The sequence below is a fragment of the Actinomycetota bacterium genome, from assembly GCA_030650795.1.
Lineage (GTDB): Bacteria > Actinomycetota > Actinomycetes > S36-B12 > S36-B12 > UBA11398.
This window is the reverse complement of sequence record JAUSDJ010000040.1, coordinates 239,317-264,557: the sequence shown is the minus strand read 5'-3', so window position 1 is coordinate 264,557 and position 25,241 is coordinate 239,317. Positions and strand designations below refer to the sequence as shown.

General features: G+C 59.0%; 24 protein-coding genes. 13 read left to right on the top strand and 11 right to left on the bottom strand.

Annotation, left to right across the window (positions count from 1 at the left end):
• Nucleotides 1-36: 36 nt before the first annotated feature.
• Together Q7L55_13165 and Q7L55_13160 are read right to left on the bottom strand one after the other, a co-directional pair.
• On the bottom strand, nt 37-261 hold the full coding sequence (locus Q7L55_13165) for a ferredoxin (GenBank protein MDO8733501.1): 225 nt from the start codon (nt 259-261) through the stop codon (nt 37-39).
• Nucleotides 258-1,589 (bottom strand): NADH-ubiquinone oxidoreductase-F iron-sulfur binding region domain-containing protein, encoded by a 1,332-nt coding sequence (locus Q7L55_13160; GenBank protein ID MDO8733500.1) that lies wholly within the window; start codon nt 1,587-1,589, stop codon nt 258-260. Before Q7L55_13160 ends, Q7L55_13165 begins: the two co-directional genes overlap by 4 nt.
• A gap of 107 nt (nt 1,590-1,696) precedes the next feature.
• On the opposite strand from Q7L55_13160, the gene Q7L55_13155 reads away from it, so the two are divergent.
• From Q7L55_13155 to Q7L55_13130, 6 genes are read left to right on the top strand one after another with little or no spacing between them, the layout of a single operon-like run.
• Nucleotides 1,697-2,620 (top strand): sulfite exporter TauE/SafE family protein, encoded by a 924-nt coding sequence (locus tag Q7L55_13155; GenBank protein MDO8733499.1) that lies wholly within the window; start codon nt 1,697-1,699, stop codon nt 2,618-2,620.
• A gap of 7 nt (nt 2,621-2,627) precedes the next feature.
• On the top strand, nt 2,628-3,620 hold the full coding sequence (locus tag Q7L55_13150; GenBank protein ID MDO8733498.1) for an NAD(P)H-quinone oxidoreductase: 993 nt from the start codon (nt 2,628-2,630) through the stop codon (nt 3,618-3,620).
• Complete coding sequence (locus Q7L55_13145; GenBank protein ID MDO8733497.1) at nt 3,617-5,002, top strand: hypothetical protein; 1,386 nt, start codon at nt 3,617-3,619, stop codon at nt 5,000-5,002. The genes Q7L55_13150 and Q7L55_13145 overlap by 4 nt, the downstream gene beginning before the upstream one ends.
• Nucleotides 5,003-5,052: 50 nt before the next feature.
• Nucleotides 5,053-5,583: a bacterial proteasome activator family protein gene (locus Q7L55_13140; GenBank protein MDO8733496.1), complete on the top strand. Its 531-nt coding sequence runs from the start codon at nt 5,053-5,055 to the stop codon at nt 5,581-5,583.
• Nucleotides 5,584-5,610: 27 nt separating this feature from the next.
• Nucleotides 5,611-6,927, top strand: a complete 1,317-nt coding sequence (gene serS / locus Q7L55_13135) for a serine--tRNA ligase (protein MDO8733495.1) — start codon at nt 5,611-5,613, stop codon at nt 6,925-6,927.
• 12 nt (nt 6,928-6,939) lie between these two features.
• Nucleotides 6,940-7,779: an HAD family hydrolase gene (locus Q7L55_13130; protein ID MDO8733494.1), complete on the top strand. Its 840-nt coding sequence runs from the start codon at nt 6,940-6,942 to the stop codon at nt 7,777-7,779.
• Here the strand turns inward: Q7L55_13130 and rfbD are convergent.
• The 4 genes from rfbD to Q7L55_13110 are packed head-to-tail and all read right to left on the bottom strand — an operon-like array spanning nt 7,769 to nt 11,019.
• On the bottom strand, nt 7,769-8,662 hold the full coding sequence (rfbD, locus tag Q7L55_13125) for a dTDP-4-dehydrorhamnose reductase (GenBank protein ID MDO8733493.1): 894 nt from the start codon (nt 8,660-8,662) through the stop codon (nt 7,769-7,771). The genes Q7L55_13130 and rfbD overlap by 11 nt on opposite strands.
• Entirely contained in the window at nt 8,626-9,606 is a 981-nt protein-coding gene (gene rfbB / locus Q7L55_13120) for a dTDP-glucose 4,6-dehydratase (protein MDO8733492.1), read from the bottom strand. The genes rfbD and rfbB overlap by 37 nt, the downstream gene beginning before the upstream one ends.
• A gap of 1 nt (nt 9,607) precedes the next feature.
• Complete coding sequence (gene pheA, locus Q7L55_13115) at nt 9,608-10,531, bottom strand: prephenate dehydratase (protein MDO8733491.1); 924 nt, start codon at nt 10,529-10,531, stop codon at nt 9,608-9,610.
• Nucleotides 10,528-11,019 (bottom strand): DUF4446 family protein, encoded by a 492-nt coding sequence (locus Q7L55_13110; protein ID MDO8733490.1) that lies wholly within the window; start codon nt 11,017-11,019, stop codon nt 10,528-10,530. The genes pheA and Q7L55_13110 overlap by 4 nt, the downstream gene beginning before the upstream one ends.
• Before the next feature lie 72 nt (nt 11,020-11,091).
• Between Q7L55_13110 and Q7L55_13105 the strand changes: the two genes are divergently transcribed.
• Entirely contained in the window at nt 11,092-12,393 is a 1,302-nt protein-coding gene (locus Q7L55_13105) for a hypothetical protein (GenBank protein ID MDO8733489.1), read from the top strand.
• Here the strand turns inward: Q7L55_13105 and Q7L55_13100 are convergent, their stop codons facing one another.
• The 3 genes from Q7L55_13100 to Q7L55_13090 are packed head-to-tail and all read right to left on the bottom strand — an operon-like array spanning nt 12,394 to nt 15,552.
• The gene (locus tag Q7L55_13100) at nt 12,394-13,338 is read right to left on the bottom strand and encodes a DUF5926 family protein (GenBank protein ID MDO8733488.1); all 945 of its coding nucleotides are present in this window, start codon (nt 13,336-13,338) and stop codon (nt 12,394-12,396) included.
• 9 nt (nt 13,339-13,347) lie between these two features.
• Nucleotides 13,348-14,154: a glycerophosphodiester phosphodiesterase family protein gene (locus tag Q7L55_13095; protein ID MDO8733487.1), complete on the bottom strand. Its 807-nt coding sequence runs from the start codon at nt 14,152-14,154 to the stop codon at nt 13,348-13,350.
• Between the two features lie 12 nt (nt 14,155-14,166).
• Nucleotides 14,167-15,552, bottom strand: a complete 1,386-nt coding sequence (locus Q7L55_13090; GenBank protein ID MDO8733486.1) for an FAD-binding oxidoreductase — start codon at nt 15,550-15,552, stop codon at nt 14,167-14,169.
• A gap of 18 nt (nt 15,553-15,570) precedes the next feature.
• Here Q7L55_13090 and Q7L55_13085 point away from each other — a divergent pair, with 18 nt between their 5' ends.
• The 3 genes from Q7L55_13085 to Q7L55_13075 are packed head-to-tail and all read left to right on the top strand — an operon-like array spanning nt 15,571 to nt 19,654.
• The gene (locus Q7L55_13085; GenBank protein ID MDO8733485.1) at nt 15,571-16,170 is read left to right on the top strand and encodes a hypothetical protein; all 600 of its coding nucleotides are present in this window, start codon (nt 15,571-15,573) and stop codon (nt 16,168-16,170) included.
• A gap of 17 nt (nt 16,171-16,187) precedes the next feature.
• Nucleotides 16,188-17,879: a hypothetical protein gene (locus tag Q7L55_13080; protein MDO8733484.1), complete on the top strand. Its 1,692-nt coding sequence runs from the start codon at nt 16,188-16,190 to the stop codon at nt 17,877-17,879.
• Entirely contained in the window at nt 17,876-19,654 is a 1,779-nt protein-coding gene (locus tag Q7L55_13075; GenBank protein MDO8733483.1) for a hypothetical protein, read from the top strand. The genes Q7L55_13080 and Q7L55_13075 overlap by 4 nt, the downstream gene beginning before the upstream one ends.
• On the opposite strand, the gene Q7L55_13070 is transcribed toward Q7L55_13075, so the two are convergent.
• Nucleotides 19,647-20,879 (bottom strand): glycosyltransferase, encoded by a 1,233-nt coding sequence (locus Q7L55_13070; GenBank protein MDO8733482.1) that lies wholly within the window; start codon nt 20,877-20,879, stop codon nt 19,647-19,649. The two genes, Q7L55_13075 and Q7L55_13070, sit on opposite strands and share 8 nt — an antisense overlap.
• The gene (locus tag Q7L55_13065) at nt 20,876-22,315 is read right to left on the bottom strand and encodes a hypothetical protein (GenBank protein MDO8733481.1); all 1,440 of its coding nucleotides are present in this window, start codon (nt 22,313-22,315) and stop codon (nt 20,876-20,878) included. Before Q7L55_13065 ends, Q7L55_13070 begins: the two co-directional genes overlap by 4 nt.
• Nucleotides 22,316-22,334: 19 nt before the next feature.
• Here Q7L55_13065 and Q7L55_13060 point away from each other — a divergent pair, with 19 nt between their 5' ends.
• From Q7L55_13060 to Q7L55_13050, 3 genes are read left to right on the top strand one after another with little or no spacing between them, the layout of a single operon-like run.
• The gene (locus Q7L55_13060) at nt 22,335-23,177 is read left to right on the top strand and encodes a glycosyltransferase (protein MDO8733480.1); all 843 of its coding nucleotides are present in this window, start codon (nt 22,335-22,337) and stop codon (nt 23,175-23,177) included.
• 49 nt (nt 23,178-23,226) lie between these two features.
• The gene (locus Q7L55_13055; GenBank protein MDO8733479.1) at nt 23,227-24,249 is read left to right on the top strand and encodes a glycosyltransferase; all 1,023 of its coding nucleotides are present in this window, start codon (nt 23,227-23,229) and stop codon (nt 24,247-24,249) included.
• Nucleotides 24,246-25,163 (top strand): NAD-dependent epimerase/dehydratase family protein, encoded by a 918-nt coding sequence (locus Q7L55_13050; GenBank protein MDO8733478.1) that lies wholly within the window; start codon nt 24,246-24,248, stop codon nt 25,161-25,163. The genes Q7L55_13055 and Q7L55_13050 overlap by 4 nt, the downstream gene beginning before the upstream one ends.
• The last annotated feature ends 78 nt before the right edge of the window (nt 25,164-25,241 follow it).

Here is a 25,241-nt window from a genome sequence, read left to right as displayed (position 1 = left end):
TTTGGTGAAGGTAAACGGAAGTTAAAGATGCGAAGGTCACTGCTGATGCTTGGATAGCCGCAAAGCGGACACCGGGCAGGCGCCAACAGCCTTGCGGGCAGCCGAAATCAGATCTCTTGGAACCGCCACAGTCAGCGTCCCGGTCGCCAGCAAGGGATAGCCCCACTCGTCAAGAGTGACGAGTTCGGGCAGCAATTCAACGCAGAAGCCATGAGCGTCGCACGTCGTAGGATTCAAATTCAGTTGCGCGTAATCGCTCATTTGAAGCCCTTCCCGGGAAACGGCACTGGCGTGCTGCGACCCGCGGGAATCGGAAGCGAAGTTGCAACCGAGGTAGCGCTGCAACGCCCGCGCAGGTGATGCGCCACTTCTTCTTGAAAGACATGCAAGCCCGTTGACACAAAGCGCGCTACGCCGTCGGGATGCTTGCATCCACCGCGCTGTGTCACCAGCGGCAAGCGGCAGTTGACACGATTGAGATCGTCGATCTGTGCCGACTGCCTGCCGAGTGCATCGAGGTCGCCCGCAATCGCTGGCAGGCCGAACCGGCATGGCCCGCACTGACCCGCGCTCTCACCCGCCATCCACGACGTGACGCGCTCGAGTTCGCGGATCGGACAGTTGCGGGCATCCAGCGCCCACAAGATGCCGGCACCAATCACGCCACCTGCTTCGGTGATCGACTCTGGAGACCAAGCGGCAGATTCGAGAGCCTGGGTCGCAACCCACGACCCTCCGTATCCGCCTGTCAGGAAACCCGAGACTTCGCTTGAAAAGCCGTTGCAGCGCTTGATGATTTCGGCAACTGGCAATCCAGTTGCCACCTCGATGACTCCAGGAGTCATCACTGCACCTCCGACACTCACAAGGCAAGTGCCGGGTGCCGAAGATGAACCAATCTCGGCGAACCATTCACCACCGAATCGGGCGATGAGCCCAATGTGGGCGAGAGTTTCAACATTGTGCACCGCTGTTGGCCGGCCACTGACCCCGCGCATGAATGGTCGATCTCCCGACACAGGCGTTGCGATGCCATCGCCAGCCCAGTGCGCCAAGGCGCTTTCCTCACTGGCGACATAGCGAGATGGCGGCTGAATCAGCTCGATTGCGATGTGATCGTCTCGTTCAGCCAGCGCTCGCTCGACAAGCCATACAAAGGGAGAGTTCCGGTGAAGAGCGATATAGGCCCTATCTGCGCCAATCGTCAGCGCTAGCGCCTGAATCCCATCAAGAACAAGATGGGGGGAGGTCTGCAGGAGTACGGCGTCCTTGTGACTGGCGGGCTCACCCTCCATCGCATTGGCCACAACCACTGGACGGCGGCCGTTTGACCACGCACGACGAGCTGCGGCGCTCTCGACCACCGCATGCACCTTGCGCGCCGTCGGAAACCATCCACCACCTCGGCCACGAAGCCCCGATTTCTCCAACTCATGGATCAACTGACCGGGGTGACCACTCTTCGGTGGTGCGATCTGCGGCAGTGGGCCAAAGTGCTGGACGAATGCCGAATGAGAGCGCAAGTCCAAGAGTGCCCCCGATTGACCAACGGGCAGGAGTCGGGCGGATCCTTCTGGGGCCTTGGGCACATGAGAATCCTGCCTCGTCAATGTGCGATGAGCATCCGACCAATCCCAAGTTGAGGTAAAGCCCCATCGAACATTCCCTATCCCGCTACTAGGGATATGCTTCCGCGGTGACGTTTGCCGACATCGATTTTGCGCTCTCCTTTGGGGGCTTGATCGCGGGAATCATCGTAGGACTCACGGGCATGGGCGGCGCGGCTCTGGTGACACCGATGCTCGTGCTCATCTTCGGCATCAACCCCGCAACCGCCGTTTCCAGCGATGTGGTCGCCGCCGCCATCATGAAGCCAGTTGGCTCGTGGGTGCACATCCGCAATAAGACCGTGCACTGGGGATTGGTCAGCTGGCTCTCAGCGGGATCAATTCCCGGCGTGCTTATCGGCAGTTTCATCTTCAACGCGGTTCTGCAGACCTCGGATGCCAGCGACACCATCAAGACCTGGTTGGGCGCGGTTCTCTTGGTCGCTGTGGCCGCGATGGTCGCCAAGACCTTCCTGGCTGCCCGCGCCTTCCGCAAGTACGGGGCTCAAGAACAACTCGGCACAAAGATGCCGGTCAAGCCGATTCCAACCCTGATTCTCGGTGCCTCCGTCGGCTTGATTGTTGGCATGACCAGCGTTGGTTCGGGCTCGCTGGTCGTCACTGTCTTGCTCCTGCTGTACCCCTTGCTCCGTCCGAGCGTTCTCGTTGGCACTGACCTGACTCAGGCCGTGCCGATGTTGATTGCCGGCGCGATTGCGCATGCTGGCTTGGGCGAAATCGATATCGCCGTGGTGGTTTCCCTGCTCATCGGACAGATCCCGGGCGTACTCGTCGGCTCGCGGCTGTCAACTCGCTACGACGGTCATCTCCTGCGCTACCTGCTGATGGTGGTCCTGGCGGTCACAGCTTTGAAACTGCTCGGTGTTGTCAGCAGTCTGTTCGCTGGAGTCGTGGCCATCACGGCCACCGCAGTCATCGGAGGCTTCATGATTCGCGAACTTGCCCAGAAGCGCGCGGTGCAGAAGATGGAACAGCCAACCGAAGTGAGATAGTCAAGTCATGCTCGCGATTACTCAACCGAGTGGTCCGGGTGGACCTGAGAGTCTTGTGTGGGCGGAAGTCCCCAATCTTGAGCTTGGCCCTGGCGAGGTGTCAATCGCAGTGGCAGCGGCAGGAGTGAACCGCGCAGATCTGCTGCAACGCCAAGGAATGTACGACCCGCCACCGGGCACGAGCACGATCATCGGTCTGGAGTGCTCAGGAGTGATCACCGCCTTGGGCAAGGGAGTCACCAGCTTCTCGGTTGGCCAGGAGGTGGTCGCTCTCCTCGCGGGCGGCGGCTACGCCGAGCAGGTCAACGTCCCTGTCGGTCAAGTATTGGCCTTGCCACCGGGCATCTCGCTCATCGAAGGCGCTGGTCTTCCTGAGGTCGCTTGCACGGTCTGGAGCAATGTCTTCATGACAGCCAAGCTCCAACAAGGCGAATGGCTGCTGATTCACGGTGGTGGTTCTGGCATCGGCACCATGGCAATTCAGCTCGCCAAAGCCATGGGCGCACGCATCGCAGTGACGGCAGGAAGTGCGGAGAAACTCGATGCCTGCGCCCAACTCGGCGCAGACATCTTGATCAACTACAAGGAGCACGATTTTCTTGAGGTCCTGCAAGTCGAGATCGGTGGAGTCGACGTCATCCTTGACGTTATCGGCGCGAAATACCTCGCTTCAAATATCAAGGCGCTCAATCGCAACGGCCGCCTGGCAATTATTGGCTTGCAAGGTGGGATCAAGGCCGAGATCAACCTCAACGAACTACTGCGAAAGAACGCGACAGTTCACGCAGCGAGTCTGCGTGGGCGCCCTCTCAATGAGAAGGCCTTGATCTGCGAGCAGCTTGGCGCAGTCGTATGGCCGTGGATCCACGCCGGCTTGGTTGCGCCTGTCATCGGCGCGCAATTGCCAATCTCACAGGCTGCGCAGGCCCATCGCATGCTCGAGGCCGGCGAGGTCACCGGCAAGATCCTGCTTACGATTGACGTTTCCGCTTCAGCATGAGACGCACACAAGTTTCGACTCTTCTTCTGGCTGCCCTGCTGCCCCTCACCGTTGCTTCGGCGACTTGGGCTGAGACGGCCGAACCTTCGGCTTCCGCAAGTGCGAGCTCAACTCCAAGCCCTTCCGCGAGTTCTTCGGCTACTTCCGGCCCTAGCAAGGGCACCAGCGTGGCTTGTCCTGTCATTTCGACCGAACTCTCGCCATCACAAGCCGAAGTCGCGTTCGGGCTGGCTGGACGGAAATTGGCTGCGGCAGCCAAGGGCTCCAGTCGCTACCCCTTTGGCGCTCTGACTGATCAGACTCGCTACGTCCGAACTGGCCCAACCGCATGGACCAGCGGCTTCTTCCCGGGCGAACTCTGGTCGATGTACCAATGGACGGGCGATGCGAAGTGGCTACGTCAAGCACGAAAGTTCACAGCCCCACTGATTCGGGTCGCCAACGATCGAGGCACGCATGATCTTGGCTTCATGATCGGCGTGCCAATGCCTTTGGCAATGGATCTAGATCCCAGTGCTGCGCGCCAACGGGCATATCTCAACGCCGAGATCACCGCGGCGAAGTCACTAGCTCGTCGATGGAATTCGCGCGTGATGGCAATCAAGTCTGCTGACTACAACGGCAAATGGGGCGTGATCATCGACTCCGCAATGAATGCGCCACTGATGATCAAGGTCGGACAGTTGCTCGGGCCAGAAGGGGATGCGCTCGTCTACTTCGGCGAACAGCACATGCTCACACTTGCCAAGCAATTCATCCGAGACGACGGTTCGACCTTCCACCGGATGGCCTTCAACCCCACCACTGGCGCTTTGATCGGACCGATCGCAGGTCAAGGCCTGACGAGCACTTCGAGTACCTGGTCACGCGGACAGGCCTGGGCGATCAACGGATTCGCGCGCTCATACGAACTGACGGGCAATCCTGAGTTTCTCAAAGCAGCAGAGGCCACCGCGAACTACTGGATGAGTCGAGTGCCACCGGGTTGTGTACCTGCGTGGGATCTCGATGTCAGTGGCGATCGAGCGCCACGCGATTCATCCGCGGCCGCCATCGCCGCCAGCGGAATGCTCACTCTCGCAGCTCACGAGCCGAACACCGTGAGTGCCCGCACCTACACCAACTACGCCAAGCTCACGGTCGGCACCTTGGCAAGCCCAGGATGGCTCAATACCAATACGCGCAATCCGGGAATTCTTCTGCAGCAGAGCCTCAACGTACCGGCAGATCCGCGTACCGGAAGCTACGTCTGGGGCGATTTCTACCTGCTTTCCTCCATCGATCAGTTAGTCGGGTCGCATGGACCTGCGGATCCATCCAGCGAGCCAACATCGACGAGTACAAGTCCTACCGCTTCACCTTCATCAACTGCCAGCAATTGATCATCCGTACTCCTGCTGCGCGCCTCGATACGAAATGGGAGAATTTCCAAATGACCATCTCCGCTGACCACTCCGAGAGCTCTGAGACTCCCCTACGCCAGGTGACCCTGGTTGGTCCCGATGGCGAGCCGATCAGTTCCGTAGACGCCGATCAGGACACCGAGATCGAGTCACTCGTGCAATCTCCTGCAAAGGTCATGCGCATCGGTTCGATGATCAAGCAGTTGCTCGACGAGGTGAAGAGCGCGCCTTTGGATGAATCAGCTCGGGTTCGCCTACGCGAGATTCACCTGCAGTCAATCAAAGAACTTGAAGATGCTCTCGCCCCTGAGTTGGTCGAGGAACTTGAACGTCTGAGTCAGCCATTTGACGACCCGACGCCCAGCGAATCCGAACTCCGCATCGCCCAAGCACAACTGGTCGGTTGGCTCGAGGGGCTGTTCCACGGAATTCAGGCTGCTCTGTATGCCCAGCAGATGACAGCCAAGGCTCAGTTCGAGGAGATGCGGCGCCAAGCCATGTCACAGGGCCAATTGCCTCCGGGGCAAAGTGGTGGTCCCAGCTCAGGTCAATATCTGTAACAGCCCTGCTCCGACTAGGGTCTTGCCGTGATTGATCCGACCATCCTGCGCACTGATCCTGATCGCATTCGCGAGTCACAGCGGCGCCGTGGTGAGGATGTCGAAATCGTTGATCGCCTCCTTGCCGCTGATGGGGCCAAGCGCACCGCGCAGCAGCGCTTCGATGAGTTGCGCAATCAGCAGAAGATCCTGGGCAAGCAAATGGGCCCGCTTCAAGGTGCGTTGAAGAAGGCTGCGGAGTCTGATCGCCCACAACTGCAGACTGAGGTTGATCAACTCATGGTGCAGGCATCTGCGTTGGCAGAAGAAGTCAGGGCTGCCGATCTAGCAGCCGATGCCGCAACGATCGAGGCGGATGCACTGTGGTTGCAAATCAGCAATCTGGTCCATCCGGATTCGCCCGTGGGTGGCGAGGCCGACTTCAAGGTGCTTGAACTCGTCGGCCAGCCAAGAGATTTCGCCAGTGAGGGATTCGAACCCAAGGACCATCTCGACCTCGGCGAAAGCCTTGGTGCCATCGACACTGTGCGCGGAGCCAAGGTTGCCGGCTCTCGCTTCTTCTACCTCAAGGGGCAAGGAGCCTTGCTTGAATTCGCCTTGCTGAACCTTGCAATGCAGCAGGCAGTCAGTTACGGATTCATCCCGATGATCACTCCTGCCATCGTGCTGCCCGAGGCGATGGAGGGCACCGGATTCCTTGGTCAGGCAGCCGAGAACGTCTATCGACTGGAGCAGGACAATCTGTATTTGGTCGGCACCAGCGAAGTTCCACTCGCGGCATATCACTCTGATGAAATCTTCGATCAGGCGCAATTGCCTCTGCGCTACGCCGGCTGGAGCAGTTGCTTTCGGCGTGAGGCGGGCTCATATGGCAAGGACACTCGCGGCATCATCCGTGTGCATCAGTTCGACAAGGTCGAGATGTTCGTTTTCACCAGGCCCGAGGACGCGGAGGCTGAGCACGCCCGGCTGTTGGCGTGGGAGCGCGAGTTCATCGATGCTTTGGAGATTCCGTATCGCGTGATCGATGTGGCGACTGGCGACCTTGGTTCGAGCGCAACGCGCAAGTTCGACATCGAAGCTTGGATTCCCACGCAGGGTACGTATCGCGAAGTCACCAGCACGTCGAACACGACTGAATTTCAGGCACGCCGTCTGAAGATTCGGATGCGTGACGGCAAGAACCAGCGCCCGGTCGCAACTCTCAACGGAACATTGTGCGCGATGCCGCGCATCATCGTTGCGTTGCTCGAAAATCACCAGCAAGCCGATGGAACAGTCCGGATTCCCAAGGCCTTGCAAGCATTTCTCGGTGGTAAGACTTCGTTCACCCCACCCGCGTAATATCGCTGGACCATGACGCTCACGACACCCGAACAGCACTTCGATCCAGCAGTTCTCGGCACTATTGAATTTCCGCAACTCATTGGGATCGATGTCGACGGCACCCTCGTGCCGGGCGATGGAGTCGTGCGCCATCGCGTGATCCAAGCCATCGCCGACTGCGAGGCAGCAGGTGTGCGGGTGGTGCTGGCAACAGGACGATCCCTTTCAACCACCACTCCGATAGCCCGCGCTGCGCGCATCGATGGCTGGATGGTCTGCTCGAACGGATCGATTCTGGCCACATCAACACCAGAGACCATTGTCGAGGCGCTCACCTTTGATCCCGCCCCATTCTTGGATCGGATGATTCCGCTGCTGCCTGGGGCGATCTTCACCGTCGAAGACGCGTGGGGAGTGATGAACACCAATGTCGCATTCCGCGGTGGCGCCCTGGGCATGGCCGTTCGAGAGATGCCGTTGGAACAGATCCGGGAAATTGAAGCAGTGCGGCTGGTGATCCGCAGTGAAGAGCACATGGAGCAGGGCCTGGGACACCTCGTCGAAGAACTCGATCTCCATGAGGTGCAGTTCGGCATCGCGAAAGTGGCCTGGCTCGATATCGGCCCCAAGGAGGTCAACAAGGCCTCCATGCTGGAGTCCCTTTGTCATCGACTTGGCCTGGATCCGGCCCGCACGATCACCATCGGCGATGGCTCAAATGACACTCGAATGCTCGAATGGGCCGGCCTTGGAGTGGCAATGGGATCGGCCAGTGACGAGGTTCGCGGCTATGCGAATGCCATCACTTCAGAGGAAGCCGGTGACGGAGTCGCCGAAGTGCTCGAAGCGGTCGTGGCAGCTAGGCGCTGAGTCCATCAGCGAAAGCAGCATCCAGCGCCTCTCGCCAATCGCGCATCGGCTCCAGCCCCGCGTTAGCCCACGCATCATGACCCAGCACTGAATAGGCCGGGCGCGGCGCAGGACGCACAAATGCCGCAGAATCAGTGGGCAGCACGCGCTTCGGATCAGCACCGGCACCTTCGAATACCGCTTGCGCAAATTCATACCAACTCACGGCCCCGGCGTTAGTGCCATGGAAGGTTCCGGCCGCCGGATGCGCATCCATCAGCGCAATCAATTGATGCGCCAAATCGCGCGCATATGTGGGTTGCCCAATTTGGTCGGTGACGACCGAGACGGTGTCGCGCTCCTTTTCGAGCTTGAGCATTGTCCGCGCGAAGTTATTGCCATTGAGTCCGTAGAGCCAGGCAGTGCGCACGATCCAGTGCGAATCCGGAAGCAACTCCTTCACCGCATGCTCGCCGGCAAGTTTAGTTCGGCCATAAGCCGTCAGCGGGTATGTCTGTGACCACTCTGCATATGGCGACGATGCATCACCTGCAAATACATAGTCAGTGGACACCTGCAGCATCCAGGCACCTGACTCAACACATGCCTGTGCCAGCAGTTCAGCGCCAACACCGTTGGCCTGCAAAGCCGCTTCTTCATTCGACTCAGCGTCATCAACTGCAGTCCATGCCGCGCAATTGATCACTACGGTCGGCTCGAAGAGGCCAAATGCTGTAGCGATAGAGCCGGCCTGAGTGATGTCAATGCCCGGGCGATCAACTCCCATGACGATCGTGCCGCGCTCGCCCAAGATTGAGACGAGCTCGGAACCCAACTGGCCATGTGAGCCAGTGACCAGCACCCGCATTACTTGATCGCTGCCTTCGACTTCAGCGGTCGCCACCAAGCCTCGTTCGCGCGATACCAAGCAACCGTCTCGGCTAGCCCATCTGCGAACTTGTGCTCGGGTTGATACCCGAGGGCGCGAATGCGCGAATCATCAACGGAGTAGCGGCGGTCATGGCCTTTACGATCTTCAACTGGCTGAACACTGGACCAATCGGCACCGAGGGCTGCCAAGACCTGTTCGGTCAACTCGCGATTCGTCAGTTCGAGTCCGCCACCGATGTTGTAGCTCTGCCCAGGCTGGCCCTTGGCGACGACAATCGCAATGCCGCGGCAGTGATCATCAACGTGCAGCCAATCACGCACATTGAGACCATCGCCATACAGCGGCACCTTGCCTCCGTCGATCAAATTGGTGACGAACAACGGGATCACCTTTTCAGGAAATTGGAAAGGGCCGTAATTATTCGAGCAACGAGTTGAAGAGATATTCAGGCCGTAGGTGACGTGATAGGCGCGCACCAGCATCTCGGCCGCAGCCTTCGCAGCCGAGTAAGGCGAATTCGGCATCAGCGGCTCTGCCTCAGTCCAAGAGCCGGTGTCGATAGAGCCGTAGACCTCGTCAGTGCCGATGTGCACCGTTCGCGCAATCTCATGTCGCAAGCAGGCATCAAAGAGAGTTTGTGCGCCAACAACATTGGTGACCAGAAATGCCTGCGGACCGTGAATTGAACGATCAACGTGCGTTTCGGCGGCAAAGTTCACAACAATGTCGTGGCCGGGAAGTACCGAATCCAGCAACTCCCCATCGCAGATATCACCTTGAATAAATGAGTAGCGCGGATCGTCTGCGACCGAAGCAAGGTTCTCCAGATTGCCGGCGTACGTGAGCTTGTCAAAGACTGTGACTCCGGTGACATCCGTGCCATAGCTGCCATTGAGAAGTTCTCGAACAAAGTGAGAGCCGATGAATCCGGCAGCACCTGTGACGAAATAGCGCACGTCAGTTCCCCTTCAACTTTCGCAGCCAGTCCTGCGCTTCGGCAAAATCTGCATCGGTCACACCCGGTCGCAAAACCGGCTCACGACCGTCATGACGAGGGTACGAACCGAGGTAGCGGACATCTAGGCAGACGCGATGCAGGCCCATAAGAGCCTCAGCAACGCGCGCGTCGGAGACGTGTCCTTCGATATCAACGCTGAAGTAGTAATCGCCCAGCACCTTGCGGGTTGGTCGCGACTCAATGCGCGTCATGTTCACTCCGCGGACGGCGAACTCAGTGAGGATCGCAAGCAGCGCACCTGGCTGATCTTGATGGATGTACAGCGCAAGAGTGGTCTTGTCCGCGCCAGTTGGCTCAGGCACGAATCCTGGAGCTTGGACTAGCACAAAGCGAGTGTGCGCATCTTCGGTGTCACCAATGTTGGTGGCAAGGACGTCGAGCTTGTAGATCTCTGCCGTGATTGCAGGCGCGATCGCTGCGTCATACATCCGCGGAAGATCGTTCAGTCCCGCTGCGGCACCAGCCGTGGAAAGTGCCGGCAGCACAACGACTCCTGGCAGATTGGCATCAAGCCAGCCACGAACCTGAGCGTGTGCGTGCGGGTGTGTTGCGATTCTGGAAATGTCTGCCAGCCCGACACCTGCCGGCGCAACCAGAGTCATCGTCACAGGCAAGACAACTTCGTCAATGATGACCAGACCCGTGCCTGAGGAAGACAGTTCGTCCAGGGTCAATGGAACCGAACCTTCAACAGAGTTCTCCATCGGCACAAGTGCCATGTCGACCTCGCCAGAGCGTGCCAGATCCAAGGCGGCATGCACAGAGACCGCGGGCACCAACTCCGCGTCAACGGCGGCATCAAGCAAGCGAAGTGCGGCTTCAGCGAAAGTTCCGCGTGGCCCCAAGAAAGCAATACGCGTCACGAGCCATTCCTCCTTGCCAACTTCAGGGCTTCATTCTCTTCTGGCGAGAGCTCAATATCAGCGATGCCTCCGCTCAAGCCCTTCAAGTACGTGCGAGTTTCGGAGCGACCGTGAATCGAGGTCAGCACCAGGCCATCGCCTGAATCGTCAAGCATTGCCGCGGAGAACGAGAATCGCCCTCCAAGGTCTCCGAAGGCGTCATAGCGCACAACAGAGACATGACGAAGAGCCTGAGCCAACTCGCGGCGGGTCTGCGCCAAACTCAGATCGAGATCGCCGACCTCATCGCGAAGTGCGTGGAATTCCTCAATCGTGCGCGCCACCACATCAACGAAATTCTCCCGGCCCTCAGCTGCTTCAAGGAGCGCGTATGACCGGTGAAGATGAGAAAGTCGCACGAGTGCGAAGCCGCCGATGGCCACCCCGCCAAGTCCAAACACGAGAGACACAATCACAAGAACGCTGAGCGCACTCGTGTCGATGATCACCGCAAGAGCCTACGGCCTGAGCGGGGCTCGCAGTCCGGCAGCACCAGGCTCCTTCGGCCTAGACTCGCATTCGTGCTCACCGTCCTGGCCGCCGAGCCGCTGGCAGTCTCAGACATCCTTTCGCGCACCGGAATCTTCTTCATCGGACTGTTCATTGTGATCATCACAATGGTCAGCCTGCTGCGCACAGTCATCGTTCCGCGTCCCCTGCAGTCCTCTCTCAGTGGATTCGTCATGTGGGTCGTGTGGTGGACGACTCGAGGGATCTCGGCCCTGCGGCGGACCTACAAGGGTCGCGATCAGGTGCTGGCCTGGACAGGGCCGGTCATGATCCTGATGATGCTGCTCGCTTGGCTCATCGGCTTTCTCATCGGTTACGCGATGCTCATCTACGGGATCAGCGGGATGGAATTCGGGCAGGCCATGCGGCAGTCCGGCTCAAGCCTGCTGACCCTCGGCTTTGCCGGCGGCACCACTGAAGACCAGACGATCATCGATTTCGTTGCCGCCACGACCGGTCCGGTCATCATTGCGATGCTCATCGGCTATCTGCCAACAATTTTCCAGACCTATCTCGAGCGCGAGGTGCTCGTAACGACCATCAGCACCATCGGCGGCGAACCAACTTGGGGTCCCGAATACCTTGCGCGCATTTCGCTTGCTGGGGCAGCGGATGAAACACCACGACATTTCTCGGAGTGGGCCGAGTGGTCTGCGCGATTGAGACTGACCCACATGACCTACCCCACGCTGATGTACGTGCGTGGCTCCCGCGCAAATCGCCATTACGTCGTTGCCCTACTCGCCATGCTCGACGCTGCGGCGTTGAGGATCTCGCTTACGAAGTCTGAAGAGAGGCACGACGCGTACCGCCTGTTGCTGCAAGGCTCTCAAGCCTTCGAGACCCTCTACCTGGTGCTCGGCGCCCCGAAGAAGGGTCGGCATCGCATCCCGATTGTCGGCAATTACCTTCCGCCCAAGAGCGGCTCGCCACGAGTCAACACGCATCTGCCAGCGTGGAATGACGACCTTCGCGCCGTGCATGCAGCTTCAGCGGCGGACAGCAGCTTCTCGATGACGCGCATGCATGAACTGCAACTCGGACTTGATCGTGAACGCAATTCGACTTTGACTCGGGATCAATTCGATCGAGCGGTTGCAATGATCCGCGAGTCAGGGATGCAGATCGACCGTGATCTCGACGAGGCCTGGGCCATGTTCCGCAATATTCGCAAGGAATACGAGTTCCCGGCCTATGGCATGGCACTCAAACTCGATGTTGCGCCCGCTCCCTGGAGTGGTCCGCGCTTCCGCCGAACTGAGGTCATTCATCCGGCCTCAGCCGTGGAGCTACGCAAACACATCTCCGAGTGACTACTCGCGAAGCGTGACCTGCTTGGTGATCAGCAGCGCCCGAGCACGCCGCTCAGCATCAGTCAGGGGAGCTGTCAGTTCAAGCGCGCTCGTCAGCCTTCCCAAGAATGCAAGCGCTGGTGCCTCTGTCGCGGCGGCACCGAATCCCAGCGGAAGATCCCAGACCGGGACGATGATCCCTTGAGCGCGGAACATGCCCACCAGTTTGGTTCCATCACCGAGAGAACTCTCGCCGGAAACTTCAAGACGCGCCAGGGCATTGAGCAAAGCCCCTTCAGCGATCGGCATACCCCAACGCAGATGCTCTTTGTCCCCCATCTGCGTCCAGTAGGCGGCGCCAACCGAGGTGAGTCGCTCAGTTGGGTTCGCGTGGGCACTTGCTGTTTCGAGTGAGGCCTTTATCTCGTCGGTCATTTTTTCGGCATCGACCCAGTAGTCGAAGTCCGAATGCACCTTGATGTCCAGCGCCTTGTCAGTCTCTACGAGATCCTGCAAGCGAAGGCTGCTGCTCGTATCGCGGGACGGTGGCACCGTGGTTCCTGGATCTGTATCCAGCGCCAATTGCAGAGCAAGAGCGAGATCTCTGCTGGCATTGCCAGTGCTCGTATTGACCTGAAGCCCCAGCAGGATCTCACCGTCGGACCGCACCAGGCCCGGATGCGCCATCGGCAGCACGGTTGCCAGTGTGACCTTTCGGGGAGAATCCCGCAGAGTCAATGCGACGGTGGCCGATGGCACCAATTCACGCAGCACCACGATGTCGCACTCAGAGAGGAATCCTTCGAAAGGTCGGGCTGAATCCACCGACTCCACTGCTCGCCCGTGACAGGCCTTGTAGCGCTTGCCGGATCCACATGGACAGGGTTCACGCATTCCAACGACAGGGGTGGCTCCATCTTCACCAATGGTCGCGGCCGTACGGACAGGAGCCTTCTTCTTTGCCATGCCCGAACCTTAGGGATGCACAAGCATCTGGGCGCGCACCATCCCAGGCCGATCGGTGATGATCGCATCGACACCAAGGCTCAAGCACGCGGTGACCTGCTCAGCATCATTCACCGTCCAGACATGCACCTGACCGTGCAGACCCTGAACAGCGGAGACGAACTGCGGCCGTTTCAACAAGGCTTCGATCGAGATGCCAGCAATATGGGCGGAGCCCGGAAGGGCGCCGGTCTGGCGCCAAGGCGGGATTCTCCTCATGAGATACACCGTGGGGACGCCAGGCTCATGGGCTGCCACGCGTTTGATTGCAGAAGAGCTGAAGGACATCACGCGAACCCGGGCATCTCGGGGCGACGAACGCACCAGACCGAAATAGCGCAGCTCCTCGAGCAGTTCGAGTTCGACATATCTGCCAAAGCGGTTGGGATGCTTGGTCTCAATCGAGAAGCTCATCGTCGACGAGGAATCGAGCATTGCGGCGAGCAGCACTCGAAGGGTCAACACTGTTCTGCGCTCATCCAGCGCAGGGGTGACAGACGCAAGATCTTCTTCCGGCTCACTGAAGTCGTATTTCAACAAATCATGCAAGCGCATAGCCGATACCGTGCCGTCGCCATTGCTCGTGCGATCGATGCGACGGTCGTGCATGCACACGAGAGTGCCATCAGTGGTCAGTCGCACATCACATTCAATGCCATCAGCACCTTCGTCCACGGCACGCAAGTACGCAGCAAGACTGTGCTCGGGTTCGAATTCATGCGAGCCACGATGAGCGATGACAAGCGGCTGCGTCCGCGATTGCGAATCCGAGCCCACTGGCTCAGCCTTTCACGAGTCAGTGAGCTTGCTAAACAGGACACCGGGGTTGAGTAGCCCCTTGGGATCCCACGCTGATTTGATGGCACGCATTGCGCGGATCTCCTGCTCCGAGCGTGAAAGATGCAGGTATTCGACCTTCAATCTGCCAATTCCATGCTCAGCAGAGATCGAACCGCCACTGAGCGCCACTCGCTCGAGGATCGACCTTGAAAGAGATGACTCGGCGGCATCGGGGCCAATGAATTCGACATGAACATTGCCATCGGCCAGATGGCCAAAGAATCCGAAGCACGAGACCTGTGCATCAGCGCTCATCAATGCGGTGAGATCTGCGAGCACTGTCTGCATCTGTTCAAGCGGAACAGAGACATCAAGCTTGTGTACCAGCCCTTGAGTTGCGTAGGCCTCCGCCTGCCGTTCGCGATATGACCACAAGCGCTCTTGATCCGTGTGGTCAAGGGCCAAGGCCGCGTCGTGCTGATCAGTGAGCGGCAGGCCAGAGGCGTCACCCCCATCGGCAACTTCAATCAACACAACGACTGGCCACTGCTCTCGAAGAGGTGGAGCCAGGCCCAATGCCGTTGCCGCCAGCTCCATTCCCATTGCATCGATCGACTCGGCCGCGATCAGTTGGCTCGACGCCCGAGCACTTGTCATCAGCATCAAGGCTTCGTCATAGGAACTGCAACCGACCATTGCCAGCGATGTGGGGCCGTGCGGCCAATGCAGTTGCAGACGAACTGCCGTAATGACTCCCAGGGTCCCTTCGGAGCCACAGAGCAAAGCAGCGAGATCGAAACCTGTGTTGTCCTTCAACAATCCACTCAGATGGGAGATAAGCGTGCCATCGCTCAGCACTGCTTCTATTCCGACCAATTGCGCTCTGGTCATGCCATAGGCGACGACCTGAGTTCCGCCTGCATTGGTGGCAACGGTGCCACCAATGGTTGCTGAGTCCCTGGCCGCGAGATCGACCCCATATTCCCAACCGGAAAGTCGAGCCGCCTCTTGGACGGCGGCCAGAGTGGCTCCGGCCTGCACGGTGAGCTGACCAGTGAGTGGGTCTACTGGGTCGATCCAGACAAGCCTTGTGGTGGACAGAATGATCGGTGGCGGACTGTCATCACGCGGCGGGACCGCACCTCCGACCAAACCGGTGTTCCCCCCTTGAATGAGCACGGCCTGGTCCGCGGCATTGCAGAGCGTGAGCACTGCAGCGATCTCCTGGGTTGAAGCCGGACGAATAACGGCCAGGCATTCGCCAGAGAAACGTCTGGTCCAGTCAATGCAATAGCTGGCGACCTGATCATGCTCGGTGAGCACATGCTCCTCACCAACGACGGCACTCAACTGCTCAAGCAACGCAGTCGCGGCCGGAGCCGGTGTTGGTTTCACGGGGTTATCCTTGCTGACATGCGCGTCAAAGCAATCCTCAGCACAGTCGTGGTCATGGCTGCTGTGGTCGGACCGCTTGCAGTTCTGCCCAGTGCAGTGCAGGCAGATCCCATTTCCACGGCGCCGCCAGCCACTGGCGCGTTCACTTTTACCACTGGTCCCGGCATCCTCACGACGTGGGCGTACAACAACATCAAGGTCTCAGGCTTCTCGCCAGCCGTCTACATCACCCAGAACAACGGCACTCAGGCGATAGTTGCCTTCCCCGTCGTCGCGCATGAGAAGACCGCCATTTTCACTGGCGGCTCCTTGCGCATCACGAACTCCAAGACTGGCGATTTCATCAACTGCCTCAATCCAGCCGTGGATACCTTGGTGCGCGTAGTGGACTGCGTGATGCCAGACAAGACGAATAAGCGCCTCTTCGCCATCTCGAATATTGCCAGCTTCCGATCCCTGCCAACGATCTACTCTGTCAACTCAAGTTTCACTGGGATGGATTTGAAGATCGCCAGTCAGGAGGTTGCCGACTACATGAACCTCAAACTTCATACCAATACCTTCAGCCCATATGTGGTGTTCGCAACTGGCGAGCTCACTGTTAGTTACGCCCGCTAAGCAGCGCCCTGCACTTCATGCTGACGTCCAGTCGAAAGTGGCTTGCCGCCCGCTGGGCCGATCTCATGTGCGCCGGAGCCGTCTGGCTGCTTCTGGTCTTGACCACTCAGCGCTGGGCCGGTCTGGACACCCCTGACTCTTCTTTCTACGCCTCACTTGGAATCTTCGGGAGTGAAGTAAGCGACCGCGCCTACGACAACTCCTACTTCTGGACTCGTCTGGGCGAGATCGGACCAACGCATGCGCTCACTACGGTCTTCGGCATCTGGCCCGGATTGGCCCTATGGCATTGGCTCTTGCTCGGCATCTTCGTTGCCGGTGCCTACGTCGCTACCCGAAAATTCTCCAGCACCCTGACTGCAACTGTGCTGTCCGCCTCCATCTGTCTCAGCAGCGTTCCGCTGAGCTATCTCGCCAATCCTTACGTGACTGGGCCAGTCTTGGCTGGCACCAGCGCTTTGATTGCCACGGCGATGTTCGACAGTCGCAAGTCCGCGATTCTTGCTGGAGTGGTCATGGGCTGGCTCGTGATGGTGAACCCGCCCGGTGTGCTCCTGGCCGGTGTCGTGTGGCTGGTCATTCGCATTCAGCGTCGAACTGTTCACCTGACTGATCTCTTCGTTACTGCCATCGCAATCCTGGCGACCTTCGTTCTGTTTCTTGGCATCGGCAAGTACCTGTACCCCGAACTCAATTGGTTCTCGGCGTACCTCGATGCGCAGGGCATCAAGCTCAGCGACTTTGCCAGCAAGGAACCCATCTGGACCCGCGATATCTCAATGCTCGTTCCCTTTGCGATCCTGATCGTCACTTTCGCCATTTGGTTCATGCGTCGTCGATCCGAGGCCGCTCAACTGGGATTCGCCATCAGCGCGAGCAGCTTGGCGTTCATGTTCGTCTTCTCCCCGCTGATGGGCGGGATCGCATTGGAAGCACCGCTGTATCAATCCATGCTCTGGCCGCCGGCACTCATTGCACTTGCACTCAGCATCACGGCTGTCACCACACCGGCCCGGAGTTCGGAACCGGCACGATGGTCGGTCTCGGCTCTTGTGCTTGCTGGCCTAGTTATCGCCGCAAACTTTGCTATTGGACATTGGCCCGGAAGCATCGGCTTGCACAAAGGTCAGTTGCTGGCTGTGCTGTTGGTCGCTGTGGCCATTGCGCTGATCGCACTCAGCCCACATAGATTCACGCTGCAGACAGCAATCCTTGCGATAGGAGTGCTGCTGATCGGTGGCCAGATCCTGCAGAACTCGCGTGAATCCCTTGGGCTGTACTACCTGAGCCCATACAACTGGGCATTCAACGACAATCCGATCGCTGACAAATTGCACAGCGCAGTCCACGCGCAGGAGTGGGTGTTAGCGAACAGCAATAGCGATGACGCCATCCTCACTTGGGTGAAAGGTGATTGGGTCAATGGAGATCGCGAGCTCTACGTCGCAGCAGGGATGCAACTGTGGGGGCCCAATCGCATCGGGCTGTTCCCTGAACTCGATAGCAATGACCTGGCGCGACTCAACTCAATTCGACCAAGCGTGATTGCGATGTACGGACCATCAATGGGCGGGATTTCAACATTCATGCAGGGACTGCCTGAACAGTCACATCCTTCAACGCCGGCATGCAGCGCGTTTTCCTGGCCAGAACAGCAGCTCGCGAGCTTCAACGTGTGCCTGACTCGACTCACCTGGACAGCGGCATGAACAAGCTGATGAACCTGAGCTCACGCACGAAGACCATCGTTGAAGTCTCTGCCACGGCAGTCATCAGTTTCCTTTGCTCGCTCGTTGTCTTTGGGCCGAATCTGAACGACATCAATGTTCCTTGGAGCGGTGGCGACATGACAGCCACCTACATCAATGGCGAGACCTGGAACTGGTGGCACTACGCGGTCGAGAACCACTACGGCTTTCCGTACGGCATGAACTTGAACTACTTCCCTGGGCTGGACATCACCCAGAACACCTTCGCTCAGATCGTGACACTCATTACCGGGCAGCCGTTCATCGGCATCAACCTGCTGCTGATCCTCAGTTTTCCGATCGTGGCCGTCATGGCATATGCCGCGATACGACTTATGGGATTGCGCGGACCGCTGGCAATCGCACTCGCAGTTGCCTTCACATTCATCCCCTGGCATTGGGGACGCGCCCTTGGCCACCTCTATCTCGCGACCCTGTACGGCGCAGTGGTCGGAGTTATCCTCGCACTGCTCGTCGGCTCAGGTCGACTGCAACTGTGGCTTAGCTGCGAGGACAAACGACGACGCCGGTGGTACTTCGCTCTGACTGCATTTCTGGTCGTGCTCGCAGGGTGGAGTGCGATTTACTACGCCTTCTTCACCGGAATGCTTCTGCTTGCATCCCTGCTGTGGCGGGTGGCCCAAGGTGATCGCGCCAAGAAGTTACTGCTCGGAGCCATCCCGCTCGTATCGCTGGCAGTAGTCGCGATCATCGGACTGCTGCCTTCGATATTGGCGCGCGCCTCCAATCCAGAAGTCGTCAATCTGGGTCAGCGCGATCCGATGGACACAGTGAAATATGGCGGCGATCTCGCGATCAGCGTCTTGCCCGCTCCATACAACTCACTCCTAGGTGGCTACAACAATTTCATCGGCACCATGTTTTCGCAGGCTCCCGCCCAGGAACAGAACCTCTTGACGAACTACGGGACCTGGGTCACCAGCGCCTGTCTCCTCGTATTCATCTTCGGACTCGTGCGCTATGTCCGTCGCCGGGCGATGAACACCTCGACGCCAATCGATTCAGTCCCACGCCCCAGCATTACCTTCATCGGCTACTTGCTGATGCTGATGGTGCTGGTGTTTGGACCATGGAGTTTGAATTTCCTGATCGCGAACTTCTTGATCACGCAGATTCGCGACTGGAACCGCCTGCTACCGCTGATGTTGCTGCTCTTCATCCTTGGTGCCGCCGGAACGATCGCGGGTGCCAATTGGACGCGCAAGCATGTGGTGACTTTCGTCATCGCCGCAGTCATTGTGCTCATCACGATTGTCGACAGCATCGCTCCGTGGAAGGGCCTCTACGACGATGTCGCTCGTGGAGGCAGATCCATTGTCGAACATGGCGCCACCTACGCCGCTGCTGTGAACAAGGCGATTCCAGAGCATTGTGGGATCTTCCAATTGCCGATCATGATCTACCCGGAAAATGGCATTGCTGAGCCGAATCTCAATGACTACGACCACTTCCTCGTCGGGCTGACCAATAAGGACAAGAACTTCTCCTACGGCGCCATGCGCGACACATCAGCCAGCAGCTGGCAACTGGCTTTCACCGACGGAGTGAGCGGTTTCCACATTCCAGAACTCAAGGAAAAGGGCTTCTGCGCGATCCATCTGGACACCCGGGGATACGAGCAGCCGGAAGTGATTTCAGGCCAACTCGAGAACTTGTTCGGCAAGCCAGTGGCAACCGGCCTCGATGGGAAGTGGAAGCTCTACCGAATCAGGTAGTTCCAGTTGGATCAAGCGGAGGCAGGCCCCGCGCTGCAAGCCCAGCCTGAATGCCTCCCCAGAAGCTGGAGTCATTGATCTGTCGTGCACGAGCCTTGCTGCGTAATGCTGCGGCTTCGAGCGCATTGAGATCGTCAAGCCTGGCAGAAATCAATGCCGGAAGCTCATCAGGATCAGTGAAGGAGCCGAAGTCTGATGTACTCCAAAAGCGCTCTGTGCGATCACGATCATCGGTGAGGACAAAGCAACCGACAGCAGTTGCCTCAAGTATCCGCGTCTTGAGTTGCTGTGCTCCGCCAGCGCTGGATTCAGAGAAGTTGATCGTCATTCGGCTTTGCGCCAGCGCCTGCATGTAATCCACATAGGTCGGCTGATTGCTGCGGCTGGCCGCGAAGTCGGCCGCCTGATCAGTTCGGTGCGGATTGACGGCAATGTTCACTCCGAGCCCACGAATCTGCTCGATCAATGCCACCCGGCTGGGGTAGAGCGCCCCAATGAATGAGACATCGTGAATTTTCGGCAGGGCCGCAGTTCGCTCATCAATGACGGCAAGGGATTCATTGGAGACCGGCATATTCACAGGGCCTACTTCAACCCGCCCGCGCTTGAGCACACCATCCATCGGCATGCAGATGTCAACGAGGAGGAACCGCGAGGAAATCCGCGCAAGTTCCCGGCTCTGCAAGGTGATCATTCGAAAAGCCGAGTCGAAGACCACTCCCAGCAAGACTCCGTGCCAATGGCGAGACAGGTCAGACCACAAGAGATCCCAAGTCCAGGTGCCGGCACGCTCCGGATCTGCCTCGACTTGTGCGATCAGGTGGGTTGCGTTGACCTCAATCAAGAACTCGGCCAGTCGCGGGTGCCATGAGGAAGCGGGCTCGTCAATTGCTATGTGAAAGATCGTGACGGGCGTTGCGGGCAAGTATTCGCGCGCAGCCCGCTGGATCTCGTAGAAGAAATTGCCGCCGGCAGCACGCCAGGTCTCTCGCGAGGGTCCATCCATCGGCACCACCACTATGTGCGGAGGAAGTTCGCTGACATCGACCTGCGCCGCCTCGGCTTTTGGCCAGTGCATCTCAGCGAGGCCCGCTCCCGCGCTTCGAAGTTCGGCTACCTGAGATCGTCGAGCCCGGCGCCATGCGCGTTCGTCGATATTTGGAAGCACATGAGAGGCAAGAGCCCCCAGCCGCCCACGAAAGGAGGGCCGATCCGCGGAACTCATGGCACTGCCGGAGTTGCTGTGATTGCTTGATCGGCACCAGACCGCCACAGCATGAGGAGCAGACTCATCCCTAATGCAAAGGATGCCGCGGTGATACCGGCAAGGCTGGCAAGCAGCGTGTTCCAGACCACGATTGAACACACCCCCACGAGTGCAAGGCTGGCAAGACCTGCAAATACGTATGGTCGACCGAGCTTGTAGACCAAAGTCGCCAGTAGCGGCACGCACAGCAGCAGAAATGCCGCCTTGTAGGCGAACCCAAATCCTCCGACAAGCACACTGGCGAGAAATACCGCGCTGCCAGCAGCTGCCAGCATGGAGAGGTGAATGTCCACACGGCTGCTTCGACGCAACAAGCTAAAGCCGATCACTGCGCCCCAGGCAAGTGCCGCCAAGGCAAGCAGCACGATCAGCACATCGCCGGTCTGGATTCCGTGCGTGGGGAACTCCGCGTGCAGCATGCGCGCAACAACGGGAACCCGACCAAGCACCACATAGTCTCCGACATCGATCATTTTGGAGTTCGACTGCATGCTGAACTTGAAGTTCGTCCACGTCAGTAGCACGAAACCACCCGACGCGATCACCCAAGCGGCCAACACAATCCAGCCGCGTCGAATCCACAGCATCGGTACGAGCATCAAACCCATCGCGAATGGGTAGTACTTCCACGTGCCCATGAGCCAGATCAATGCGGCCAACACCGACCAACTGATCAACGAAGGCCAACGCCGCACGATGATGACACCGAGCACAGCAACCCAGATCAGCACCGCGTCGACATTGCCGCGCTCAAGCAACAGCAGCCAAGGCGCACCTAACGCCGCTACCAGCAGCACGACCTGCCCGATCCCGCGCGACTCTCGAGCCAGCCAAAGCAGGGCAGCAGACGAGATCACCATCATCAAGACCCCGAGCACCAGTACATGCGTGAACGAGAAGATGCCGAAAGGAACATGCTGCAGCCACAACATTCCCGGGCCGTAGATCGCCGGATCCTGCAGACAGCCGTTGTGCTCAGCGAAGACATCAACGCCCACTGCACTGCAGTCGATGCTGCGCAGCACCAACGCCAGATCCCAGAACCGCTCAATTCCTTGAGGGATCCGCAGCCCTCGGTAGAGCAGAGCGGCAGTGTCGGCGTTGCCGTAGGTCAGGAGAAGCCAGGGAATCAATGCGAAGCCGAGCGAAACAGCGCCAACCAACCACGCCAATGCCCTGCTCAATTCGAGGTCGAATCTCTTGATGAGTACGACACTTCCGAAGACCGCCACGAACACGGCCAGGGCGGTAAGCGCGGTAGGCACATAGTTCGGAGCAGAGGCATTGGTTGGGTCAGATGCCGTGCGCAGAACTTGGACGATCGCAACAACATTCAGAGCGAAGACGAGCCCGGATAACCACCAGATCACCCTGATCAACGATGACCGGCTCATAGACCGCGATACTAACCGCGTGCCACCCCTGGTCTCGGTTGTCGTTCCGGTCTACAACGGAATGCCGCATCTCAGCTCATTGACTGATTCACTCTTGGCTCAGACCTATCCGAATCTGGAGTTTGTCTTCAGCGTGGGTGGTGGCACCGACGGTTCCTTGGATTTCCTGCGGGCATTGACTGATCCACGCGTGCGCATCATCGAACAGCCAGGCCGCCCCACGGCCGGTGGCAACTGGACTCTGGCAACCCAAGCCGGGGCCGGGGAACTCATCAAACTGGTGTGCCAAGACGATCTGCTCACTCCTGATGCCGTCGCCAAGCAGGTGGCCGATCTTGAAGCTCACCCTTCGGCTGTCATGGCGATCGCGCAGCGAGACATCATCGACGCAAAGGGAAATCTCCTGTATCCCAAACGCGGTTGCGCAGGCTTGCATCCCGGGCTGGTTCCAGGCGATCAAGTGACGCGCACCAGCTTTCTGCAGGGCACAAATGTGGTTGGCGAACCGCTTGCAGTGCTCTTTCGCCGCGATCCACTCCTGGCGGCGATGCCATGGAATGACGCGAACCCGCTCGTACTCGATCTTGACTGCTACCAGCGGGTCGCCTCGCAAGGCGATGTCGTCGTTCGACTGGAGTCAATCGGTGCTTTCCGGGTGAGCGCCAGTTCCTGGTCCACCCGACTGGCCAAGGAGCAGCTCGCGCAGTTTCGGCAATGGCAGTCTGAATATGCCGCGATCGCCGAGCCTGCGCTCAACCCCATCGAGATCCGCAAAGCACGACGCGGTGCCCGCATCCAAACGGCCTTGCGTCGAGCGGCGTACGGGTGGCTGCGGCTCAAAGGTGGGTTCAAATCAACTTGAGCCGACTCAGGTCAGGCCCCGCGCCAGTGAGTTCGCCTAGACTCGCCGCGTGAGCCAAGGGATCCAGGATGCTGAGACCCTGCCCCTAAACGTCAGCGTGGTCATTCCGGTCTACCGCGGAGAAGAAACCCTCCCAGCACTCATTGCCGAATTTGTCCCGCTCATCGCTGAGCAGCACACCAGGACCGGCCGAAGCTTCCGCATCAGTGAGGTGCTGCTGGTCTGGGATCGGGGTCCGGGGCGCAGCGATGCGGTGATCCGCGAGTTGGCGAGCACCTATGAGTGGATCAAGCCAATCTGGCTCTCGCGCAACTTCGGCCAGCACGCGGCAACCTTGGCCGGCATGACTTCTTCAGGTGGCGACTGGATCGTCACTTTGGATGAGGACGGCCAGCATGATCCGGGCTTCATTCCTGATCTCATCGATACCGCATACGCGCACGGTGCGCAGTTGGTCTACGGCACCCCGACCAACCCGCCACCCCACAGCGCGATACGCAATCTGGGCTCGAAAACGGCCAAACGCCTGTTCACCAATGTGCTCGCAGATTCGAAGTTCGCCGAATTCAGCAGCTACCGCTTGGTGCTCGGAGAGATCGGACGGTCAGTCGCGGCCTACACCGGCAATGGCGTGTATCTCGATGTCGCCCTCAGCTGGGTGGTAGCCGACGTCACCACTTGTCCCGTCCAAGCTCGACAAGAAGGTCGCAAGGCTGAGAACTACAACTACCGCCGCCTGTTCTCACACTTCGGACGTCTGGTCATCTCCAGCGGGACCAAGCCCTTGGTCTTCGTCAGCTGGCTGGGCATCTTCTTCGTGCTCATGGGCGGTTTGGTGAGCTTGTACGTGCTCTTTAAGCGCTTTACCGGTGCAGTGCCGGTAACGGGCTGGGCAAGTGTGTTCGTGGCTCTCATGGTGATCGGCGGTGCGATTCTGCTCAGCCTTGGGATCGTCGCGCAATACGTTGGGGCAGCCACCAACATGAGCCTGGGCAAGCCGCTCTACGTCGTCGTGCGAGATCCCGCCGATACCTTCGATCCGGCCGTCGAGCGGTCGCGCGACAACAAGTGATCACCTGGGTAATCGGCGCTGGTGGCCTGCTGGGCAGCGCTGTTGTGCGCGCCCTGGATTTGACCTACCAGCCCGGACCTGTGCCCTGGCGGGATCCAGATCTGGCCATCGCCACCCTGCAGGCGCAGACTGCTGAATTCGCTCGACAGGCCGGAACTGCTCCTTGGGCCATCGTCTGGGCCGCCGGGCAGGCAACGACTTCCAGCACAGCAGAGGAAACCGCTCGTGAGCTGACGGTGTTCAGCGCATTCATCGAAGCGGTCCGTGCCGAGCTGCCACCGGATTCAGGAACTGTGTTCATCACATCTTCGGCCGGTGGCGTCTATGGCGGTTCGAGCAGCCCGCCTTTTGACGCGAGCACAGATCCGCGCCCTCTGGGTGCCTACGGAATGCTCAAACTCGACCAAGAGCGACTTGCGATCGAACGACTCGGCGCTTCATGCCAGGTAATCATTGGCCGCCTCTCCAATCTCTATGGCCCCGGTCAAGATCTGACCAAACTGCAGGGCTTGATCTCACGGCTGGCTCTTGCCTCAGTCACTCGGGTGCCGATCACCATGTTCGTCTCGCTCGACACCTTGCGTGACTACCTCTACGTCGACGATGCCGCAGCAATGATCTGCATGTGGCTGAACCGCTCCGCCGAGCTTGATGGCCAGCCGCTGACCGTGGTGATCGCTGCCGGTCAGTCTGTGTCCTTGGGGCATGTGATCTCAACGATGCAAGACGTCACGCGAACGCGCATTCCTATTGCCTACGGCGCTCATGCAAGTGCATCGGCGCAATCCCGCGACCTGCGCCTCATACCTACAGATGCCCAAAGCACGCGACCACTTGTGCGCATGCCGCTTGTGGCTGGTGCCAAGCGAGTACATCTCGACGTACTCGAGAGGCAGCAGCGGCACGCTGATTAGCAATTGGGTTAAGTGTGCACGCTCCGATCTTGAATCGTCTCCGTTGGGGGCCCGGCAAGACCGTGCTCTCTGAGTCAC